Raw genomic sequence first — 19401 nt, 5'->3', positions numbered from 1 at the left:
AAGGAAATAGTTGCTATAAAATCCAGTAATACCTACCCTCTAGCAGAAAAACTATTGGATAAAGCCGCAAACTCTTCTATTGTTAATGTTTCCCCTCGCCTTTTTTCCTCGATCCCTACCTCCTGCAGCACTTCCTTTACCAGTTCTTTATTGATTGCTAATATTCCCGTACTTAGAGCATTTAATAAGGTTTTTCTTCGTTTTCCGAAGGCATCTTTAACAAGACTGAAAAAAAACATCTCATCCTCTACGTAAACCTTCGGTTTTTCTAACACATCTAATCTTATTACCGTAGAGTCCACTTTAGGTTGAGGTATAAACACGGAAGGAGGTACTTTCAATAATATTTTAGGCTGGCAGTAGTATTGTACAGCTATAGAAAGAGCGCCATAATCTTTGGTGGAGGGCTGTGCTTCCATCCGTTTTGCTACCTCTTGCTGTATCATAATCGTCATGGAGGTCAACGGCACCTTTTCCTCCAAAAACTTCATAACAATGGGGGTAGTAACATAGTAAGGCAAATTAGCTATTACTTTTACTTTTTTCCCGTGAAACTTTTGGTGTATTAAACTGTGAATATCTAGCTTCAACACATCTTCATGAATAACCTCTACATTGTCGTAGGACTGTAGCGTATCTTTTAATATGGGCAAAAGACTTTTGTCTATTTCTATAGCTACCACAGACTTCCCTTTCTCTGCAATGTGTTGTGTCAAGCTTCCAATTCCCGGTCCTACTTCTATGACATTATCTTCCTTAGTGACACCTGCTCCCTCCACAATTTTTTCTAGTATATTTTTATCAATCAAAAAGTTTTGTCCTAAGCTCTTAGAAAATTTAAACTGATATTGTTCAATGATTTCTCTTGTTTTTTTAGGCGATGCAATTTTATCCATACATATCTCCTCTACTTTTCTAACTTCTTTAAAGCTTCTTGCCACTCTTCTCTCGTAACACCATAATGATTTAAACGATTTAAAAACTGCTTTGCATTGCCATAGCCTATACCCAATATCTTTCCTAGTTCAGCTCTGCGAAAAGCCGCTTGAGGATTACCAATCAAGCCTTTTTCTATTAAATCTTTTTGCGTGAATTCCCGCCTTTTTTCTATTATTTGGCTTCGAGCGCTTTTTAATGCAAGCAGAATATTCTCTGGAGAAGCATTTTCAATGCCAATATCTCCCTCCTTCATAGCTTTCTCTTTAGGGAGAAAGGCATGTTTACAATTAGGTACCTGTGCAGCAATCGTTTTTCTAATTTTTTCCCCAGCAAAATCAGGATCAGTAAAAATAATAACGCCACGTTTTTTTGCGGCTGTCTTAATTCGCTCTATCGTTGATGGAGGTAAGGCAAATCCTCCTGTTATAATTGTTTCTGCCTCGACGGCTCTTTTTATCGCTGCTACATCATCTTTGCCCTCTACAACAATAATTTCTTTAATCACCTTTTTATCTCCTTCTTTATAAAGTTAGTTTTCTTACCATCTATAAATGATAGCGGAGAATAAATTCTCCGCTATCATTTATATTAGTCTAATATATAAACTTTAACTTTTCTTCGACCAAAACGCAAGGCATCTGAACGATTTTCAAAGTAAAGATCTATTTTATTCCCTTTTATAGCACCACCTGTATCCTCAGCACTAGCCATGCCATAGCTAGGGGTTCTGTCTAAGGATTCTACATAGAGACTTGATCCCAACGGTATCACCTTAGGATCTACTGCTACTACCCCTGGTCTTACTTGTGTTCCGGTACCAGTAATACCAAAGTAAGGATCTCCGGGGCTTTTCCCTGTACTTTCATAACCAGCAGTATAGGCAGAAGCTTCCATAATGAGTACTTCTCTATATCTTCTTGTATCTCCCCTAGAGGTCACTAAAATATTGCCGGTTCCTTTTTCTACAATTTCATTGGTGGCTTCTTTTATAATCTTTTCTTCTATTACTTCTCTTGCTACTTCTACATTATTCTCATAAGTGATTCCTAGCTTTATCTCCTTTAAGCCAGATTCCCCTTCTTGAATTCTTCTTGTTTTTCCAAGTTCTAACTCTTCATTATATTTAATCGTTGTCTGGAAGGGAATTTCTTGATTCTCTGTAAGAACTTCTTCAGTTACCCTTATAACTTCAACTATATCCCCTGGATTTAGCGTGGTATGTAAATCCGGCTGAACTTTGTCCTTCTCCCCTAGCTTTAGATCCAACGTCTCGATTAAATCCCCTACAGTTTTCTCTGCTGTAGTAATGCTTTTTTGCTGTTGGCCCTCTATCAATTGAATTTCAAAGGCCCTATGGATAATAATTCGGGTATCTTCCTTAAGCTTTTCTTGAAGCCCTGGTACAACCTTGTCTACCTCTTGGACTTCTATACCTTGTTTGTTTATAAGGGCTTCTACAGTGCTTGCAAAAGTTACAACCCTTTCTTCCTTTCCGTCGTAAACAATTGTTACATTTTTTCGCATCGCCATTAACCCAAGGCTAACACATAGTGCTGTTACGAAAACTATAGCAATAAAGGCTTTTTTATTAACTCCCTTCAAAAAATCTTTACCGCCTAAAAAAGTTTCCATACATATTCCTCCTGTTTTCTTGTATTATATTCTTCTTGAATATAGACATGCGTCTACGAACTTTAATATGCTACGGGCTGCACTTGCAATTCTCAGCTACATTTTTTAGACAAGGTGAGATCGCAAATCCTGGATATTAAAATTCAAGCTTAAAGGCGTATGCCTATAATAAATTTCAAAGAATAAAATACAGTTTTTTCTACAGCAGTTCATTTTTCACGATAACAAATGAACTGTATACCTAGGGAATAAGTTTCTATTATTTTATGTCATTATGATGTATTTGTCAAACTTTTAACCATTAAATGGAATTTTCTTAATAGTTATTATGAATTATTTCCTCTTAAATGGTTTTTTATAACTTTTTATACATATGTACCCTTGCAAATTTTTGTTTGTTAAAGGCTACGTTTTTTTGCCAAGGCAAAATCATAAGTCCTAGATATTAAAATTCCAGCTTAAAGGCATATATCTATATATAATAATGACATAAAAATTTTTTCATCATGCAAAATACCTTTCCATAGGCTATGATTCATTATATGCATCTCTTTCAGTTTTATCACTTCATCATACTTCTATCAAAACAACAAAATTATTGTCAGTATAACGTTCTTTTTGTAAAGAGATTATATCTACGTTAGCAGGTTTTTGAAAATTTCCCAGGAAATTAAACGAATAAAAGAGAAAAGTTCAGCAATTTGTCGCTGAACCCTTTATAAATAGCATATTTTTTCAATTATTGCACCATAAATCCTTCTGTGATGTCTTCTGGAGGAATGCTTGGAAAGCTTATTTCTTCGTCAAAGGCATAGTAGTTAAAGCTGCCTGTATTCGTAGTATGAATTTCTACAATTCCCGACATCATATACATTCTCTGAACAACATCCATTTTTTCTAAGGTTTTGCTATCCTTATCAATATAATATGTATACGCTATATCCATATTCATATTATGCATCAGTTCCTTTATCATAGCTCCTATTTCCTCCTGTAGTTCTTCTTGTTGGCTGGAAGATGTCACTTCTAAGTCTATTGCTTGTGTCGTAATTTCCATAGTGGCTTTAGTCATCTCATCCGCTGCAGCTTTAAAGGCTTCTTGATCTACTGTTAACAGGATAACATAATAATCTTCTTCATTCATTCTTTCATCTGGTAAGTAGGTAGCTCTTCTACCAAATAACGCCATTTGTTGTTTAGAAATCCCTGCATTGTTTTCTATATTTCTTCCCAGTAACCCTTGTAGTTCCTGCCTGATTGGGTTGATGTCATTTTTAAACCATTTGCCTGCTCCAGGAAACTTCATATACATGGTATAGTTATCCATAAATAATTCTGTAACAGTATCTATTTCTTCCTCCACCGTCATAGCCTTTGAAGTGCTTATCACATGAACTTTATCATTTTGAAGATCTATGGCCCCCTCCTGAAACATTTTTATCGTCATATCAGCTTCCTTTAGACCTTCTTCTGCCTTTTCTATCACATGGGATTTCATATTCATATCAAGTGTATATTTCATTGTCTCAAGCGCAAGTAATTCTTCTGTCGCCTTCTCCAGCATCTCGCCAGCAGTCATTCCTTCTTTTTTATCATCTATAAACCCTTCATAATTTGCATCTGTCGTATTTAAATCCGCTATAGCTATCATTGTCATAGAAAAAATTAATAATAAAGCTAATATCATCCCTATATGATTTTTTTTCACAATACCCCACTCCTTTGGTTAAGTTTTTTATAATAACCGTCTATATAGATAAGCAAATACATTCATGTACCTATCTACTACATATTGTATTTATTTATAAATATTACCATATCTATTGTATCAGTTTTTCTGTTTTTTATCAATTGGATCGTCAAAAAAGCAAAATAACAGCTTCTTCATAAGCTGTTATTTTTAATAGGCTTTTATAATATATGCTTTAAATAATTTTAAAAAGTCTTCTAGCATTTTCGTTGGTTTTTCTTACTACTTCTTCAAAGGAAATTCCTTTGGCTTCTGCAATGGTGTTGGCTACATAAGTAACATAAGCTGGTTCATTTCGTTTCCCCCTATAAGGAACTGGGGCTAAATAAGGACAATCCGTCTCAATCAGTAGCCATTCCAGCGGTATATGCTGCGCTACCTCATAGGTTTTTTTAGCGTTTTTGAAGGTTACTGGACCAGCTAAGGAAATATAGATACCTCTTTTAATATATTCCCTTGCCATTTCTACACTACTAGAGTAACAATGCATCACACATCCTATTTCTCCAGCATCATACTCCTGTAGTATATCAAAGACTTCCCCGTGGGCTTCTCGATCATGGATAATGATAGGAAGCTCTACTTCCTTTGCTAGTTCTATTTGTTTCCTAAACCACTTTCTTTGAGTCTCTCTCGGTGAATGATCATAGTGAAAATCCAGGCCAATTTCCCCTATAGCAACAACCTTTTCTCTGCTACATAAAGATTTTAATGCGCTAAGGGTATTCTCATCCATGTCCTTCACATCATGGGGATGCACCCCTACAGCAGCATAAATCATATCATATTTTTCTGCTAATGCTACTGCCTTCATAGATGTTTGTAAATCTGCCCCAGGATTGAGAATATACTGCAGGCCCCTTTTTTGGGCCTCTATAATGACTTCTTCTCTATCTTCATCAAAACGTCCATCGTCTAAATGGGCATGGCTATCAAAAAGCATTCAATTCCTCCTTTAGCTCATCAGTGTCCCTGCTGGTATATCAGCATCAATTGTTCCCAGTACAAGTTTTTCGTCGTTAGAAGCGGCTAAAATCATTCCTCTTGATTCTACGCCTCTTAGTTTTACAGGCTTTAGATTTGCCACCAGAATCACTGATTTGCCCACCATATCCTCTGGTTTATAATGTTCTGCAATACCAGAAACTACTTGTCTGGTTTCATTGCCTACCTGTAGCTGTAGTACTAGTAATTTATCAGCTTTAGGATGCTTCTCCGCTTTTAAAACTTTGGCTACTCTTAATTCCAGCTTATCAAAATCATCGATAGTAATTTCCTCTTTTGCTTCTATCTCTACTACTTCTCCTGTTTCTGGTATACCATTAATCTTTTTAAAGTAGGCTTCGTTTATTTTCTCCAGTTCCTCCACTTCTTTTTCTATCTCTAGTCTAGGGAAAAGAATTTCTCCTCTTTTCACTTGAGTTCCAACAGGAATCTTGCCAAATACAGCAGCATCCTCCCAGCTTGTACACTGTTCTTTGTCTATGCCTAATTGTGCCCATATTTTTGTAGTGGTTGCTTCCATAAAAGGCTTTATTAGTATAGAAATGATACGAAGGCTATCGGCTAAGTTATACAGTACGGTACCTAAATTTTCCTTATTTGACGCCTCTTTTGCTAGAATCCAAGGCGTCGTTTCATCAATATATTTATTCACTCTGCGGATTACCTTCCAAATTTCTTCTAAACCTTCATGGAATTGAAGTTTGTCTATAGCTTTTTCTACTTTTTCAGCAGCTGTAGTTGCGACGCGTTTTAAGTCCTCGTCAAACTCCCCTGTTACTTTTCCTTCTGGTATCATACCCCCATTATATTTTTCAATCATAGTAATACTTCTACTTACTAGATTTCCTAAGTCATTGGATAGATCAGCATTAAGTCGATTAACAAAACTTCTATTAGTGTAGGTTCCGTCATAGCCAAAGGTAAATTCCCTTAGTAAGAAATACTTCAGTGCGTCAAGTCCGTATCTTTCAATAAGAGGTTCAGGATAAACAATATTACCCTTAGACTTTGACATTTTGTCATCGCCAAACATAATCCATCCATGTCCATAAACCATTTTCGGCAGCGGCTCGCCTAAAGCCATTAACATTGCTGGCCAAATAATGGTGTGGAATCTGATGATTTCTTTTGCCATAATATGAACATTTGCAGGCCAATACTTTTCATATTTTTCTTGATTATCTGAACCATAGCCTAAAGCAGTAATATAGTTGGATAATGCATCAATCCATACATAGATCACGTGTTTTGGGTCAAAGGGCACTGGTATCCCCCAATCAAAGCTAGTTCTAGATACAGCTAGGTCTTCCAAGCCTGCTTTTAGAAAGTTATTTAACATTTCATTCTTTCTTGATTCAGGAAGGCAAATTTCTGGATGTTCTTCGAAATATTGAATTAACCGGTCTTGATACTTCGATAGTTTGAAAAAATACGCCTCTTCCTTAGCTAACTCAGCAGGTCTGCCGCAATCAGGACAAAGTTTCTCTTCTTTTAACTGAGTTTTTGTCCAAAAAGATTCACAGGGAGTACAGTACCATCCTTCGTATTCACCTTTATAGATATCTCCTTGATCGTAGAGTTTTTGGAAAATTTTCTGAACACTTTTTACATGATGTTCATCCGTAGTTCGAATAAAAATATCATAAGATATATCCATTTTTTTCCATATATCTTTAATATCCCTTACGATTTCATCTACATAAGCCTTTGGCGCCATACCTTTTTCTTTAGCAGCTTTTTGAATTTTTTCACCATGCTCATCGGTTCCCGTCAAAAACTGCACGTCGTAGCCGGTAAAGCGCTTAAATCTAGCTAAAACGTCGGATGCTACAGTTGTGTAGGTATGTCCTATATGTAGTTTTGCACTGGGGTAATAAATAGGTGTAGTCAAATAATATGTTCCTTTACTCATGTTTTTTTCCTCCTTATCCATTTTTCATGGTTTTTTTGTTATTATAATACGTTGTTGCCCGTTTCCCTTCACAAAAAACAAAAGTCCCTATACTTGTACTTCAAGTATAGGGACGAGCTTTTTCTCGTGATACCACCCTAGTTTATTATTACTTCGCAGCAATAATCTCAGCAAGTGACCTTCATCACCCTGCAATATAACGGTTGCACTTCCGTCATGATCTAAGTCTTATTTTACAAAAGTTCGATCATGAAGTTCAGGGGCCATCTTCAGCAAACTTTCTTAGCACCGGCTTTCACCCGCCCCGGCTCTCTGTTACTAAGTCCATCAACTTACTCTTCCCATCATTACCTATCATTTATTTTTATTACTTAATTTATACATAAATATATAAGATTATACATCATCTGTCAATAGAGATTGCTATGAAATTATTAAAAGATCATTCTACAGATCACTACCGATGCAATAATAGCTGCAAAATGCGATAAAAGCGCCGCTAAAACAGTGTGACGGGAATACTTAACCCCTATTGCTCCAAAATAAACAGCCATGGTATAAAAAATCGTTTCTGCTGAACCCATCATGGTGGAAGCCACTCTTCCTACAAAGGAATCTGGACCATAGTGGGTAATAATGTCTTTTAATACTGCCAAAGCACCACTGCCGGATATAGGCCGAATAACAGCTAAAGGCAGCACTTCTGCAGGAATACCTATCAATGTCATCGGCATCGTCATGAAGCTGATTAAAAAATCCATAGCTCCTGATTTTCTCATTAATCCAATAGCAATAAAGATAGCAATCAAGTAGGGCATAATTCTTATGGCGGTTTTAAAACCATCGCCTGCTCCCTCTGCAAAAGCATCATATAAATTTACTCCTTTTATCAGTCCATGTAGTAATATAATTGTTATCATGATAGGTATAGCAGCTAAAGAAATAATGGTTAATATAGCCGTCATCGTTTTTTTCCCTCCAATATTTTACAAGCAAGTATACCAAAAAAAGTGGATACTGTAGTGGCAATGAGGGAAGTTGTTATAATTTCCGTCGGTATTTGTGATCCAGCATCCGCACGAATCTTTAATACTGTTAAAGGAATCAATTGTATAGAAGACATATTGATTACCAAAAACATACACATAGCATTGGTAGCAGTTTTTTTATTTTTATTTAAGGTTTGTAATTCCTCCATAGCTTTGATACCTAGGGCAGTGGCAGAGTTGCCCGCTCCAAACATATTCGCTACCATATTCATCATGATAGCACTGATGGCAGGATGATTCGGAGGAACGGAGGGAAACAGGAGCTTTGAAATAGGCCGCATCAGTACAGCAAAGCTATCAATTAGCCCAGATTTTTCAGCAATATTCATGAGCCCCAACCATACTGCCATAATTCCAGTAAGGCCAATAGCAAAAACCACAGCTTCCTGTGCGTCCTGTAATATCACCGCATTAATGATTTCTATTCTTCCACTGATAATCGCCATCACCATGCCAAAAATAATCATGGCAAACCATATTATGCTCATAAAACCCCTCTTTTTTCTCTATTTTAAATAAAAAAACCCTTCGCTTTTCTAAATAGTGAATTGGAATCATTCCTTTAGCTAAAGAAATTACCTTTCACCATTACATCCTATGATAAAGGGCTTTTCCTATATGCTTCTTTGTGGCAATCAAAGATGCTTTTTCTACTCAGGTAGTTGTTAATTTTTTAACTATATGAAATATTGAGACATGTTTGTAAATAAATTTGTCGAATTACATATTTTTTTTCATTTGTCCTTAAAAATCTGTTATAATAAATCTTAATGGGTTATTTTAATAGAATATTGTTCTATCGAAGAACAAATTTATTTAGATAAGGAAGGTAATAATATGAGAAACCTTGCTTTATTAACAGATTTTTATCAGCTCACCATGATGAATGGTTATTTAAAACATGGCCTTCATCAAGATACAGTGGTTTTTGATTTGTTTTTTAGAAAAAATCCCTGTAAAAGTAGCTATACAATTATTGCAGGAATCGAACAGGTCATTGATTATATTGAAAACTTAAAGTTTACAGAGGAGGATTTAAACTATTTAAGAGGCTTAGGTTTTGATGATGATTTTCTTAAGGTTGTTAAAGATTTTAAATTTTCTGGAACCATTTATGCGGTACCAGAGGGATCTATTATGTTCCCTAGTGAACCTATTTTAAGAGTAAAGGCTTCTTGCTTTGAAGCTCAGCTAATAGAAACTGCTCTTTTAAACATCATCAATTTTCAATCTCTTATCGCCACAAAAGCTTCTAGAATTTGTGAAGCGGCTGAAGGGGATCCCGTATTTGAGTTTGGATTAAGACGAGCTCAAGGTCCAGACGCCGGTATCTATGGGGCAAGAGCTGCTGTTATTGGTGGATGTTCCTCTACCTCTAATGTTTTAGCTGGTAAAATGTTTGATATCCCTGTGGTAGGTACACAAGCTCATAGTTGGGTACAAAGCTTTGATACAGAATTAGAAGCTTTCCGTGCTTATGCTGCTACCTATCCGGATAATTGTCTTCTTTTAGTGGATACTTACGATACGTTAAAGAGCGGTCTTCCCAATGCAATTACTGTTTTTAATGAACTAAGATCTAAAGGTTATGAGCCTAAAGGTATCCGTATTGATTCAGGGGATATTGCTTATCTTTCTAAAGAAGCACGGAAAATTTTAAATGCTGCAGGCTTTGAGGGTGTATCCATCGTAGCCTCCAGTGATTTAGATGAAGAGATTATTTATAGTTTAAAGATTCAAAAAGCTGCTGTGAATGGATGGGGAGTAGGAACTAATCTGATTACCTCCAAGGGGTGTCCTGCTTTAGGCGGGGTCTATAAACTGTCTGCTATGGAGAAGGACGGAGAGTTACTTTCTAAAATAAAAATATCTGAGAATCCCGAAAAAATTACGAATCCAGGTTATAAAAAGGTGGTCAGAATTTACCATGCTGATGATCATAATGCACAGGGGGATTTGATTATGCTGGAGGATGAAACAATTGATACCAGTAAACCTCTTACGATTTTTCATCCTACTTATACATGGAAAACAAAAACCTTCACGAATTATAGGATAAGAGAAATGCTAGCACCTCTTTACATAGATGGCAAACTGGTGGCTCCTAGAAAAACGGTGAAGGAAATAAAGGCATATGTGGCTGAAGAATTGGACAGCCTATGGCCGGAATATAAGAGGATGATTCGCCCGCAACTTTATAAAGTTGACCTTTCGGAAAAACTCTGGAAATTGAAAAATGATATGGTAAGTCAGTATCGGGAAGCTACGAAAAGAGGATCTTAAAAGATCCTTTTTTACATGCTATTATAACAAATACGGTAATTATGGACAGCAAAAGTTAATCCTAAAGATCCCACCTATCAAAGCAACTTGTCGTTTTCTTAAAGCTTCATTCATTATCTATCCTTTAGCATTACGCTATCTTTAGCTATCAGAGAAATTCATTTTGGTAGCTTTTATATAATCAATAGCGGCCTCCTTGGTGGGCTCTATTTCTCCAAAATAAATGACCTTTCTTATTTTTTCTAAAGCTTCTCCTACAGCACTTCCCTCTGGTATATTTAGCGCCTCCATCACTTCTGTACCTTTAATGATACGTGTTATATCTTCTATGGGTTTATAGCGGGTTAGGTAGTTGTTTGCCATATATTCTATATGTACCTTAAACATGCCCATCTCTTCCTTTGGATCTAAACTTTTTCTAGTAGCCACAATATCTCCTAGGGCAATCAATAAAATATCCAAAGTTTCTTTTCCCATTTTATTAAAAAGGTCATACAAGGTTTTTCCACTTACGTCATTTTTTTTGTATAAGTCTAAGGGCCACATGTGAAGATAAATATATTTATAGAGAATTTCTTTTTCTCTTACACTTAATCTCATTTTATCCCCATATTCCTTCATAAGCTCTGCCCCAGTTATTTCATGTCCTCTAAATCGTACTCTCCCTGTACTATCTATCCTACGGGCGGAAGGCTTTCCTATGTCATGGAAAAGAGCGCCTAACTTTAGCAGCTGTAAACGACTGTGATTACCTGCTATTTTTTCACTCGTATGTTTTTCATAAGCCTGCCCTATATGAACTTCAAAAAATTTATTGGCATATATGTAGCTTTCTACGATTTCCATCGTATTAATTGAGTGGGTCCAACTGTCTACCACATGGTACTTACATTCACCTATTTTTTTCATTTCAATAATTTCAGGAAAAATTTTTTCTAATAAGTTTAGCTGTTTATCCATAAAATCAAAATAATAGTAGGTCATAGGCTCCTCTAGGATTTTAAATAGCTCCCCTGCTATTCTCTCTCCTGCTACATTGATGATTCTGTTAGCTTCTTTCTTTATAAGTGCCTGCGTTCTATCATCCAAATGAAACTTCATCTGCGCCATAAAAGCTACGGCTCTTAGCATTCTTACAGGGTCTTCCTGGAAAACTTTCTCTTTTATATGTCGAATTTTTTTACTATCTAAATCCCTTTTACCTCCAAAGGGATCTATAATTTTTTCTTTTTTTATTGGCCATCCTTCCTGTAAATCGTAAGCCATTGCATTGATGCTAAAATCTCTTTTGCATAAATCCTCTTGTATTGTGGCTCCCTTTATTCTTGCAAAATCTATCATCCTTTTATCCTTTAAAACTACGCGATATATTTCCCGCTCTTTATCTAGAAGGACCAAAGTTCCCTCCAACTTATTCATAATTTTTTCTGCTAAAACCTTAGGGTGACAAAGGGTTACAAAGTCTAAATCCTTGATTTTTCTACTTAATAGTACATCCCGTATGGTACCTCCCACCAAGTATATCTCTGTATCCATCTCTTTGCTTAACTGAAGAATACGATCAACCACGATATTCATTCTATCAGCTCCTAAAAATATATTCTTACTTAATAATGTCTTAGTATCTTGATTCTACAGAAAAAATATTTATACTTTCGATTATCTTTAGTATATAGTAAAAATTCAACGCATCCAACGATAGTTATATTATTAACAAACTTTTCTAATTGACTTTTTATGGAATATTTGGTACTATTTAATAGACGATTGTCGAAATTTGTATAAAAATATCTATCTATTGTTTTGGGGAATAGGGTTAAGATACTAAAGGGGAAACAAAAATTAAAGGAGGACAAGTGTTTGAAGTCAACAGGAATTGTTAGAAAAGTCGATGAGTTAGGGAGAATCGTTCTTCCTATCGAACTAAGGCGTACACTAAATATTGCAGAAAAGGATGCCTTAGAAATCTATGTAGATGGTGAAAGTATTCTATTAAAAAAATATGAGCCAGCATGTATCTTTTGTGGTAATGCTAAGAACATTACAATACATAGATCTAAAAATATTTGCAGTGATTGTATCGAAGAATTAGCAAAGTAATAAAATTCGGCTTAATTCAGGGGAGTTTTTTACTCCCCCTGAATTTTAGCCGAATTGACTCCTTCGGTGCAGTGATTAAGAGGGTCCATAGATCTATAGATCTATGGACTCTTTGTATACGTCGGATTTAGGTATTTTTCTCACCTTAGCTACTTTTTTTATGGCTTCTTTTTTTTCTAAGCCCTCCTCTATAAAGGTAAGAATATGCTCTTTAATCGTGAGATGTTCAAAAACTTCTCTCTCCCTACGAACTTCTTCTTCTAAACTGATTCCCTCGCATAAAAGCACCATTTCTCCCTTGGGAGGGTTTTCTTGAAGATATTGATAAACTTCTTTTAAGCTTCCACGAATAAATTCCTCATACCTTTTGGTTAGTTCTCTAGCCAGTACAGCTTTCCTATCACCGAAAATATCCATCATATCCTGCAATGTATCTATAACACGATGAGGCGCTTCATAAAAGATAAGACTTCGATCCTCTAATTTTATCTTTTCTAGTCTTTCTCTTCTTTTTTTCTTATCCCGCTCTAAAAATCCTTCAAAAGCAAATCTTCTTGTAGGTAATCCTGAAGCTACCAAAGCCAAGATACCAGCAGTAGCTCCTGGCAAAATTTCTAAGGGAATATCGTGTTCTATACATGCCTTCACTAGTACTTCCCCTGGATCAGAAATTCCTGGCATACCAGCATCAGAAACCAGGGCTATGGTTTCTCCCTCTAACAGTTTGTTCAAGAGATATTGACTCTTGTTTTTTTCGTTATGCTCATGATAACTGGTTAAAGGTTTTTGGATATCAAAATGCCTCAGTAAATTTATGGTATGACGGGTATCCTCTGCTGCTATTGTATCTACTTCCTTCAGTATTCTCAAAACCCTTAAAGTAATGTCCTCTAAGTTTCCTATAGGTGTAGGACATATGTATAGTTTTCCTTTATTCAAGGATTTCACCATCCTTCTCCAATACTTTTCTACCGTATATTTCATGAATCGCCTCTGTGTAGTTTCCTTCCTTATCATAAACATAGAGGGGATCCATGATTTTCAACTCCGCTTTAGCGGCTTTTCTGCACTCTAATAACAGTAGGTTTGGTTTCTTATCATAGGTTGGATGAATAAACTGAAGTTGCTTAGGTTCTAGCTTGTACTGCCTGCAGTAGTACATAATATCTGCTAATCTTTGGGGGCGATGTACCATAAAAAATTTCCCCAAATGTTTTAATAGTTTAGAGGCTACGGCAATAACCTCCTCTAGACTACACTTTATTTCATGCCTTGAAATAGATTTTTTATCTTCAGGATTTAAAAGCCCCTTTGGATGCATGTAAGGGGGGTTAGATGTAACAACATCAAAACTATTGACAGGTAAGATTTCTCCTATTTTCTTTAAATCTACTGGTAGAATTTGAATCCTATCTTCCAGTTGGTTTAGTTGAACACTACGACTTGCCATATCCGCCACCTCTTTTTGTATTTCTAGCGCTGTTATATGACTTGTCTTACTTTTTCCTGCCAATAGTATCGGTATAATGCCTGTACCTGTTCCTAAGTCTATGACTCTTGCGTTTTTCTTTAGTGTTACAAAGTTTGCTAATAGCACAGCGTCTATACCGAAGCAAAACCCTTCAGGATCCTGAATAATTTTTAAATTATTGATCTGCAAATCATCTATTCGTTCTGACTGTTTTAGTAAATCCTTCATTGATAGAGATTGCCACCTCCATAATCTGAATTTGTTATAAACTTTCCAATAGGAGGGTTAATTTCTCTAAAATAACATCCTCTTCTATTAAAGTTGTGTAGGTATGAACTACCTTCCCTTTTTTATCTAAAAAAACCATTGTAGGGAAATTACCTACATAGTAGGCTTCTTTCATTTCTCCGCCTTCATCCAGCAGCATCTCAAAAGGGTACGCCTCTATATCCTGCAGAATTTCCTCTTTAGAAATTGTATCAAAAGCGGTGGCATGGACGCCTATGACAACAACATCCTCCTCTACTAGCTTATATACATTCTCTAGTATTTCCAGTTGTTGTTTAGATTCTTCACTCCAAGAGACCCAAAAAGCCAGAATAGCTAGTCTATCAGCTATAATTTCCTCTAAGGAATCTATCTCTTCATAGGTATCGATAGGTATCTCCTCTTTTAGGTTTTCTTCCTTCTCGATAGGAGGACTCTCTTGTGTTATTTCTTGCGACTTTTCACTACATCCCACCTGTAGGACTAAAACCAGTATTATTATAAAAACAAGCCATTTGCTTTTTAACATTACTTTTAGTCCTCCAATTCTTTTAATTCTTTTTCAAGACCGTCTTGTAATTCTTCCACAATCTCCAGTTGCTCCTTCAAACTGCGCTTTTCTTTTATTTTTGTAACCTCTTCCATATTACATACTTTTAGTTCTTCTGTATTGTCTTGATGATTTTTTATTTTTACCTTTACTTTTTCTAATAGCACATTGGTCTCTATGACAATTCCTTCTCCGTAGGGTGTTTGTACAATAGAACCAATTCCTGGTAACTTTTCAAAAATTTCTTGATACATGTCATGTTCATATTTTAAGCAGCAGAAAAGTCTCCCACAAATGCCGGATATTTTTGTAGGGTTTAAAGAAAGACTTTGTTCCTTTGCCATTTTAATAGATACTGGTTCAAAATCTCCTAACCATGTTGCACAACAAAGAGGTTTTCCGCAGGTGCCAATACCTCCCAGCATTTTAGATTCATCCCGAACACCAATTTGTCTTAATTCTATACGGGTTTTAAAAATAGCTGCTAAATCTTTTACCAACTCTCTAAAATCTACTCTGCCATCTGCAGTAAAGTAAAAAATTACTTTATTATTATCAAAAGTATATTCTACATCGATTAACTTCATATCTAATTGATGGCTGGAAATCTTCTCCAAACATACTTCAAAGGCTTCCTTCTCTTTTTCTTTATTTTCAAAGTGTTGTTGTTGATCTTCTTCTGTCACAACCCTGATTACGTCCTTTAACGGTGCTACAATGTTCTCCTCTGGAACCTCCTTAGGACCAACTACAACTTCCCCAAATTCTATACCTCTTGCGGTTTCTACAATGACACAACTGTTTTTCTGTACGTTAATTTCTCCAGGATTAAAGTAATAGATTTTTCCTGCTTTTTTAAACCGCACACCTACAACTGTTACCATGAAAATTCCTCCTAATAAATATTGACCTTTTCTTATTTTATCAAACTTTACGGTAATATGCTATGCTGAAAAAAATATACCATTTTTCCTAAAGAATGCTTTCATTCACTCTTTTTTTTAATTGCAGGAGCATTGTTTCTAAATTTAGCTGAAGGTTAACATTACTTCTAAAGTTATTTTTTGTCTCTTCAATAATAAAAATCATTTCCTTTATATTCTCCAAAGAAAGAATATCACTTTGATAGATAATTTCTTCTATTTCATCTATATTTATAATAATATCCGCTTTGTTGGTATGTTTATATAAGAGTACATCTCTATACCATCCCATCATCAGTTCTAGGCTTTCTTCAATAAATTGTTTTTCTTCATAAAAGTCCTGAAGGTTTTCTAGTAAGTAGAAGGTTTTTTTGTCAACAAGATGTCTCGTCAGTTTTATTACCTTTTGTCTTCTCTGTTGAAAAGCTTCATCTTCTAGAAGTTGTATTGCTCTGCCGGGAATTCCCCTAGAAAGAGAGGCCAATACCCTTGCTTCTTCCTTCGCTACAGCCTTTTTTTCTATTAAATATTTTTCTATTGTTTCTAACGCTACCGGCAGTAATTTTAGTCTTTGACATCTTGATATAATGGTAGTCAACAAGCTATTGCTATTGGTGGTGAGAAGAATTATCGTTACGTATTCTGGTGGTTCCTCTAAAGTTTTTAAAAGAGCATTTTGTGCCTGTAACGTCATTTTTTCTGCATCACAGATAATATATACTTTCTTGCTGCCCTCATAGGGCTTCATTTGAATGTTTTTTTGTAAATCCCTTACTGCCTCTATCTTTATGGAGGTTTCCTCTTGTACCCAAATTACTTCTGGGTGACTATCATGATCCAATTTTTTACAACTAATACATTCATCACAGGGTTTCCCTTGGATTGCTCTGCAGCATATACCCTTTGCCATCTGTCGTGCAACATTTCTTTTTCCCAACCCATGCTGACCCTCTATCAAGTATGCATGCGCCAATTGGTTTTGCTCCAGCGCCCTTATAAAATTTTTCATAAGTTTTTCCTGCCCTAATACAGCTTCTAAAACCATTTTTTTATCACTCTTTTCTATAACTTAACATACTTCTCCACATCCACGACAAAAACTGTTGCTCCTCCCACCATAACCTCTATAGAATAGGGTATAAAGATACCTGCCGTTCCGGAAACTGGTGCAGGTGAAGAAACAATTTCTTTTCTAGCCTCGCAATTATCTTTTATAATACTAATGACTTTGTCTACATCTTCATCCTCTGTACCTACTAAAAGCGTAGTATTTCCTGCCCTTAGAAATCCTCCTGTAGTCGCAAGCTTTGTCATCCTAAAATTGTTATTGGTTAACTCCTCCATAAGCCGTGCCGCATCTTCATCATGAACAATCGCTATAATTAACTTCATAAAATCCCCTCCCCGATTATTTTTATTAATAGTTTTTCCACATCTTTTTTTATCCCGTCAATAGCTCTATCTGCTTTTATTACTTTTATTCTAGCTGAATCCTGCTTTGCTAGGTCTATATAGGCATCGTATACCGCTCTATGAAAATCTATTTTCTCCTGTTCCAATCGGTCTACTTCCTCCCTATTAATTCGTTGTAGGGTTACTTCTGGAGGGATATCAAAAAAGATCGTTAAATCTGGTGATAAACCCTGCGTAGCAAAATCATTAATGGTTTTTATAACATGATATCCTAACTGTCGACCTACTCCTTGATATGCAATACTGGAATCTACAAATCTATCACATAATACTACCTTACCTTCTTTAAGAGCTGGTAAAATGACCTGTGTTACATGTTGCGCCCTAGAAGCAGCATATAATAATGCCTCCGTAGTACTTGCCATTTCTTCATGTTGTTTATCTAATATGATACTTCTAACTTTTTCCCCTATGATCGTTCCTCCAGGTTCTCTTGTTATCAATACCTCCAAGCCTTTTTCTTGAAAAAAACTTTTCATAAACTGCATCTGTGTACTTTTGCCTGCTCCATCCAAACCCTCTATGGATATAAATAAACCTTTTTTCATCATGACACCTCCGCTGATCCTCTGTCTAACCTTTGATGTTATTTACACCAAAATCTCAATATTTTTCCACTGATGATCCTTCAACCCTAGTATCTCCATTCCACTTTCTATCATAACCCTGATATATGTGATTATCTCCTCCTCAATCACCTCTCCCGGCATCAATATAGGAATACCCGGGGGATAGGGAATAAGATATTCACCGCTAACAAACCCTATGCTCTTCTCTATGGGTACCTGTTTCTTTTTTCTGTATAGCGCTTCTTTGGGGGTAAGCATTTGTTTAGGTATAGGATAGGAAAAGAATTGCCTCTTTTCCAAGTGTCCTTCTCCCTCTTTTTTTGCAATATCCGTTAATGCTTCGTAAAGCTTTTCAAAATCTTCCCCGTCATTAGCAATAGAAGTTACTCCTAGTATACCATACATATTGGATAGCTCCATTTGAATACCATACTTGTTTCGAAGTTTCTTTTCTAACTGATAACCATTGATTTGGTTTTGCTCCATACTTATCCATAATTTTGTAGCATCCATTCCCTTTATAGAATTTTTACCCAAGGAAGTATCCTCTAACACAGTTACTCCTTTTGTTCCTTTTATCTTACTTTTAAATTCCTCTATATGCTCAAGAAGCGCCTCCATTAATTGGCTTCCCAAATCCTGATAAATCGTGGTAGCTAAATCCAAGGAGGCCATTAGTATATAGGAGGGACTACTGCTCTGATGTATTTTCAACATGAACTTTAATTTATCTATATCTATCTTATTTCCCTGTACATGAAGCATGGAGCTTTGTGTAAATGCAGGTAAAGTTTTATGGGTACTTTGTACCACAGCATCTGCACCACACTCTAAAGCTGTCATAGGTAATTTTTCATTTAGTCCTAGATGGGCACCATGGGCCTCATCTACTAACAAAATTTTTCCATAACCGTGAACAATTTCTGCTATTTTTTTTAAGTCGCTAGTGAATCCATGATATGTAGGATAAGTGAGCATCACAGCCTTAGCATCAGGGCATGCTATTAGCTTCTTTTTTACTTCTTCTGGTGAAATGCCTAGGGGAATCCCATGATAGCTGTCCATTTCAGGATATAAGTACACGGGGACTAAGTCTCCTAAAATTGTAGCATTAATAACAGATTGATGGCAATTTCTTGCCACAATGATTTTATCTCCTGGGGATGTTACCGCCATAATCATGCTGTAGATGCCAGAAGTACTGCCATTGATCAAAAAAAAGGTGGCATCACTTTTAAAAACCTCGCTAGCCCTCTGTTGCGCTTTTTGAATAACTTCCTTTGGATTATGAAGGTAGTCCGTTCCTATAATCTCTGTTGTATCTATATCCGGTAGAAATTTTTTGAAATTTTTATAATGAGTAGTATTGAATATTTTTCCATTTTTGTGTCCTGGTACATGAAAAGATACTATTTTTTCTTCCTGTAGTTCTAATAATCTATCTAAAAGTGGTGTTTCTTTCAAAAAAATTCCTTCTT

The 19401-nt window shown here is 35.8% G+C and carries 19 protein-coding genes and 1 other annotated feature; of the genes, 2 read left to right on the top strand and 17 right to left on the bottom strand.

Annotation, left to right across the window (positions count from 1 at the left end; translation table 11 throughout):
- Positions 1–32: 32 nt before the first annotated feature.
- From rsmA to BJL90_RS05975, 8 genes are all read right to left on the bottom strand, one after another.
- The gene (gene rsmA, locus BJL90_RS06010; protein WP_070965337.1) at positions 33–896 is read right to left on the bottom strand and encodes a 16S rRNA (adenine(1518)-N(6)/adenine(1519)-N(6))-dimethyltransferase RsmA; all 864 of its coding nucleotides are present in this window, start codon (positions 894–896) and stop codon (positions 33–35) included.
- A gap of 11 nt (positions 897–907) precedes the next feature.
- Positions 908–1444, bottom strand: a complete 537-nt coding sequence (rnmV, locus tag BJL90_RS06005) for a ribonuclease M5 (RefSeq protein ID WP_070965334.1) — start codon at positions 1442–1444, stop codon at positions 908–910.
- Between the two features lie 83 nt (positions 1445–1527).
- Positions 1528–2571, bottom strand: a complete 1044-nt coding sequence (locus BJL90_RS23125) for a 3D domain-containing protein (RefSeq protein WP_070965331.1) — start codon at positions 2569–2571, stop codon at positions 1528–1530.
- Positions 2572–3310: 739 nt separating this feature from the next.
- Positions 3311–4279 (bottom strand): hypothetical protein, encoded by a 969-nt coding sequence (locus tag BJL90_RS05995; RefSeq protein ID WP_070965330.1) that lies wholly within the window; start codon positions 4277–4279, stop codon positions 3311–3313.
- 217 nt (positions 4280–4496) lie between these two features.
- A complete protein-coding gene (locus tag BJL90_RS05990; RefSeq protein WP_070965328.1) occupies positions 4497–5264 on the bottom strand; it encodes a TatD family hydrolase in 768 nt (255 codons plus the stop codon).
- A 12-nt stretch (positions 5265–5276) separates the two neighbouring features.
- Positions 5277–7238 (bottom strand): methionine--tRNA ligase, encoded by a 1962-nt coding sequence (metG, locus tag BJL90_RS05985; protein ID WP_070965325.1) that lies wholly within the window; start codon positions 7236–7238, stop codon positions 5277–5279.
- Positions 7239–7343: 105 nt separating this feature from the next.
- Positions 7344–7595, bottom strand: a binding site (T-box leader).
- Between the two features lie 77 nt (positions 7596–7672).
- Positions 7673–8203, bottom strand: a complete 531-nt coding sequence (locus tag BJL90_RS05980) for a spore maturation protein (protein WP_070965323.1) — start codon at positions 8201–8203, stop codon at positions 7673–7675.
- The gene (locus BJL90_RS05975) at positions 8200–8775 is read right to left on the bottom strand and encodes a nucleoside recognition domain-containing protein (RefSeq protein ID WP_070965315.1); all 576 of its coding nucleotides are present in this window, start codon (positions 8773–8775) and stop codon (positions 8200–8202) included. Before BJL90_RS05975 ends, BJL90_RS05980 begins: the two co-directional genes overlap by 4 nt.
- A 349-nt stretch (positions 8776–9124) precedes the next feature.
- Here BJL90_RS05975 and BJL90_RS05970 point away from each other — a divergent pair, with 349 nt between their 5' ends.
- Positions 9125–10570, top strand: coding sequence for a nicotinate phosphoribosyltransferase (locus BJL90_RS05970; RefSeq protein WP_070965312.1), 1446 nt, complete (start codon positions 9125–9127; stop codon positions 10568–10570).
- Between the two features lie 141 nt (positions 10571–10711).
- Here BJL90_RS05970 and BJL90_RS05965 read toward each other — a convergent pair whose 3' ends face one another.
- Entirely contained in the window at positions 10712–12148 is a 1437-nt protein-coding gene (locus tag BJL90_RS05965; protein ID WP_070965309.1) for a CCA tRNA nucleotidyltransferase, read from the bottom strand.
- 282 nt (positions 12149–12430) lie between these two features.
- Here BJL90_RS05965 and BJL90_RS05960 point away from each other — a divergent pair, with 282 nt between their 5' ends.
- Entirely contained in the window at positions 12431–12670 is a 240-nt protein-coding gene (locus BJL90_RS05960; RefSeq protein WP_070965307.1) for an AbrB/MazE/SpoVT family DNA-binding domain-containing protein, read from the top strand.
- A gap of 93 nt (positions 12671–12763) precedes the next feature.
- On the opposite strand, the gene rsmI is transcribed toward BJL90_RS05960, so the two are convergent.
- The 8 genes from rsmI to BJL90_RS05920 all read right to left on the bottom strand — a co-directional run bounded on the left by rsmI (position 12764) and on the right by BJL90_RS05920 (position 19387).
- On the bottom strand, positions 12764–13654 hold the full coding sequence (gene rsmI / locus BJL90_RS05955) for a 16S rRNA (cytidine(1402)-2'-O)-methyltransferase (RefSeq protein ID WP_236905030.1): 891 nt from the start codon (positions 13652–13654) through the stop codon (positions 12764–12766).
- Positions 13602–14369, bottom strand: a complete 768-nt coding sequence (locus BJL90_RS05950; protein ID WP_070965301.1) for a tRNA1(Val) (adenine(37)-N6)-methyltransferase — start codon at positions 14367–14369, stop codon at positions 13602–13604. Before BJL90_RS05950 ends, rsmI begins: the two co-directional genes overlap by 53 nt.
- A 34-nt stretch (positions 14370–14403) precedes the next feature.
- Complete coding sequence (locus tag BJL90_RS05945; RefSeq protein ID WP_070965297.1) at positions 14404–14937, bottom strand: TlpA disulfide reductase family protein; 534 nt, start codon at positions 14935–14937, stop codon at positions 14404–14406.
- A 5-nt stretch (positions 14938–14942) separates the two neighbouring features.
- The gene (locus BJL90_RS05940; protein ID WP_070965295.1) at positions 14943–15842 is read right to left on the bottom strand and encodes a PSP1 domain-containing protein; all 900 of its coding nucleotides are present in this window, start codon (positions 15840–15842) and stop codon (positions 14943–14945) included.
- Between the two features lie 88 nt (positions 15843–15930).
- A complete protein-coding gene (gene holB / locus BJL90_RS05935; RefSeq protein ID WP_070965293.1) occupies positions 15931–16926 on the bottom strand; it encodes a DNA polymerase III subunit delta' in 996 nt (331 codons plus the stop codon).
- A gap of 17 nt (positions 16927–16943) precedes the next feature.
- The gene (locus BJL90_RS05930) at positions 16944–17273 is read right to left on the bottom strand and encodes a cyclic-di-AMP receptor (RefSeq protein ID WP_070965290.1); all 330 of its coding nucleotides are present in this window, start codon (positions 17271–17273) and stop codon (positions 16944–16946) included.
- On the bottom strand, positions 17270–17902 hold the full coding sequence (gene tmk / locus BJL90_RS05925) for a dTMP kinase (protein WP_070965287.1): 633 nt from the start codon (positions 17900–17902) through the stop codon (positions 17270–17272). Before tmk ends, BJL90_RS05930 begins: the two co-directional genes overlap by 4 nt.
- A gap of 42 nt (positions 17903–17944) precedes the next feature.
- Entirely contained in the window at positions 17945–19387 is a 1443-nt protein-coding gene (locus tag BJL90_RS05920; RefSeq protein ID WP_070965284.1) for an aminotransferase class I/II-fold pyridoxal phosphate-dependent enzyme, read from the bottom strand.
- Between the last annotated feature and the right edge of the window lie 14 nt (positions 19388–19401).

The sequence above is a fragment of the Clostridium formicaceticum genome (genome assembly GCF_001854185.1).
In the GTDB taxonomy this organism is placed as follows: Bacteria; Bacillota; Clostridia; order Peptostreptococcales; family Natronincolaceae; genus Andreesenella; species Andreesenella formicacetica.
This window is presented reverse-complemented; position numbering and strand designations above follow the sequence as displayed.

Excerpts from the sequence above, each read along its gene's own strand:
- BJL90_RS05980 (WP_070965323.1), bottom strand. The coding sequence starts at position 8,203 with ATGACGGCTATATTAACCATTATTTCTTTAGCTGCTATACCTATCATG.
- BJL90_RS05945 (WP_070965297.1), bottom strand. The coding sequence starts at position 14,937 with ATGTTAAAAAGCAAATGGCTTGTTTTTATAATAATACTGGTTTTAGTC.
- rsmI (WP_236905030.1), bottom strand. The coding sequence starts at position 13,654 with ATGAAATATACGGTAGAAAAGTATTGGAGAAGGATGGTGAAATCCTTG.
- BJL90_RS05965 (WP_070965309.1), bottom strand. The coding sequence starts at position 12,148 with ATGAATATCGTGGTTGATCGTATTCTTCAGTTAAGCAAAGAGATGGAT.
- BJL90_RS05990 (WP_070965328.1), bottom strand. The coding sequence starts at position 5,264 with ATGCTTTTTGATAGCCATGCCCATTTAGACGATGGACGTTTTGATGAA.
- BJL90_RS05975 (WP_070965315.1), bottom strand. The coding sequence starts at position 8,775 with ATGAGCATAATATGGTTTGCCATGATTATTTTTGGCATGGTGATGGCG.
- BJL90_RS05950 (WP_070965301.1), bottom strand. The coding sequence starts at position 14,369 with ATGAAGGATTTACTAAAACAGTCAGAACGAATAGATGATTTGCAGATC.
- rsmA (WP_070965337.1), bottom strand. The coding sequence starts at position 896 with ATGGATAAAATTGCATCGCCTAAAAAAACAAGAGAAATCATTGAACAA.
- BJL90_RS05930 (WP_070965290.1), bottom strand. The coding sequence starts at position 17,273 with ATGAAGTTAATTATAGCGATTGTTCATGATGAAGATGCGGCACGGCTT.
- metG (WP_070965325.1), bottom strand. The coding sequence starts at position 7,238 with ATGAGTAAAGGAACATATTATTTGACTACACCTATTTATTACCCCAGT.
- BJL90_RS05940 (WP_070965295.1), bottom strand. The coding sequence starts at position 15,842 with ATGGTAACAGTTGTAGGTGTGCGGTTTAAAAAAGCAGGAAAAATCTAT.
- BJL90_RS23125 (WP_070965331.1), bottom strand. The coding sequence starts at position 2,571 with ATGGAAACTTTTTTAGGCGGTAAAGATTTTTTGAAGGGAGTTAATAAA.
- holB (WP_070965293.1), bottom strand. The coding sequence starts at position 16,926 with ATGGTTTTAGAAGCTGTATTAGGGCAGGAAAAACTTATGAAAAATTTT.
- BJL90_RS05970 (WP_070965312.1), top strand. The coding sequence starts at position 9,125 with ATGAGAAACCTTGCTTTATTAACAGATTTTTATCAGCTCACCATGATG.
- tmk (WP_070965287.1), bottom strand. The coding sequence starts at position 17,902 with ATGAAAAAAGGTTTATTTATATCCATAGAGGGTTTGGATGGAGCAGGC.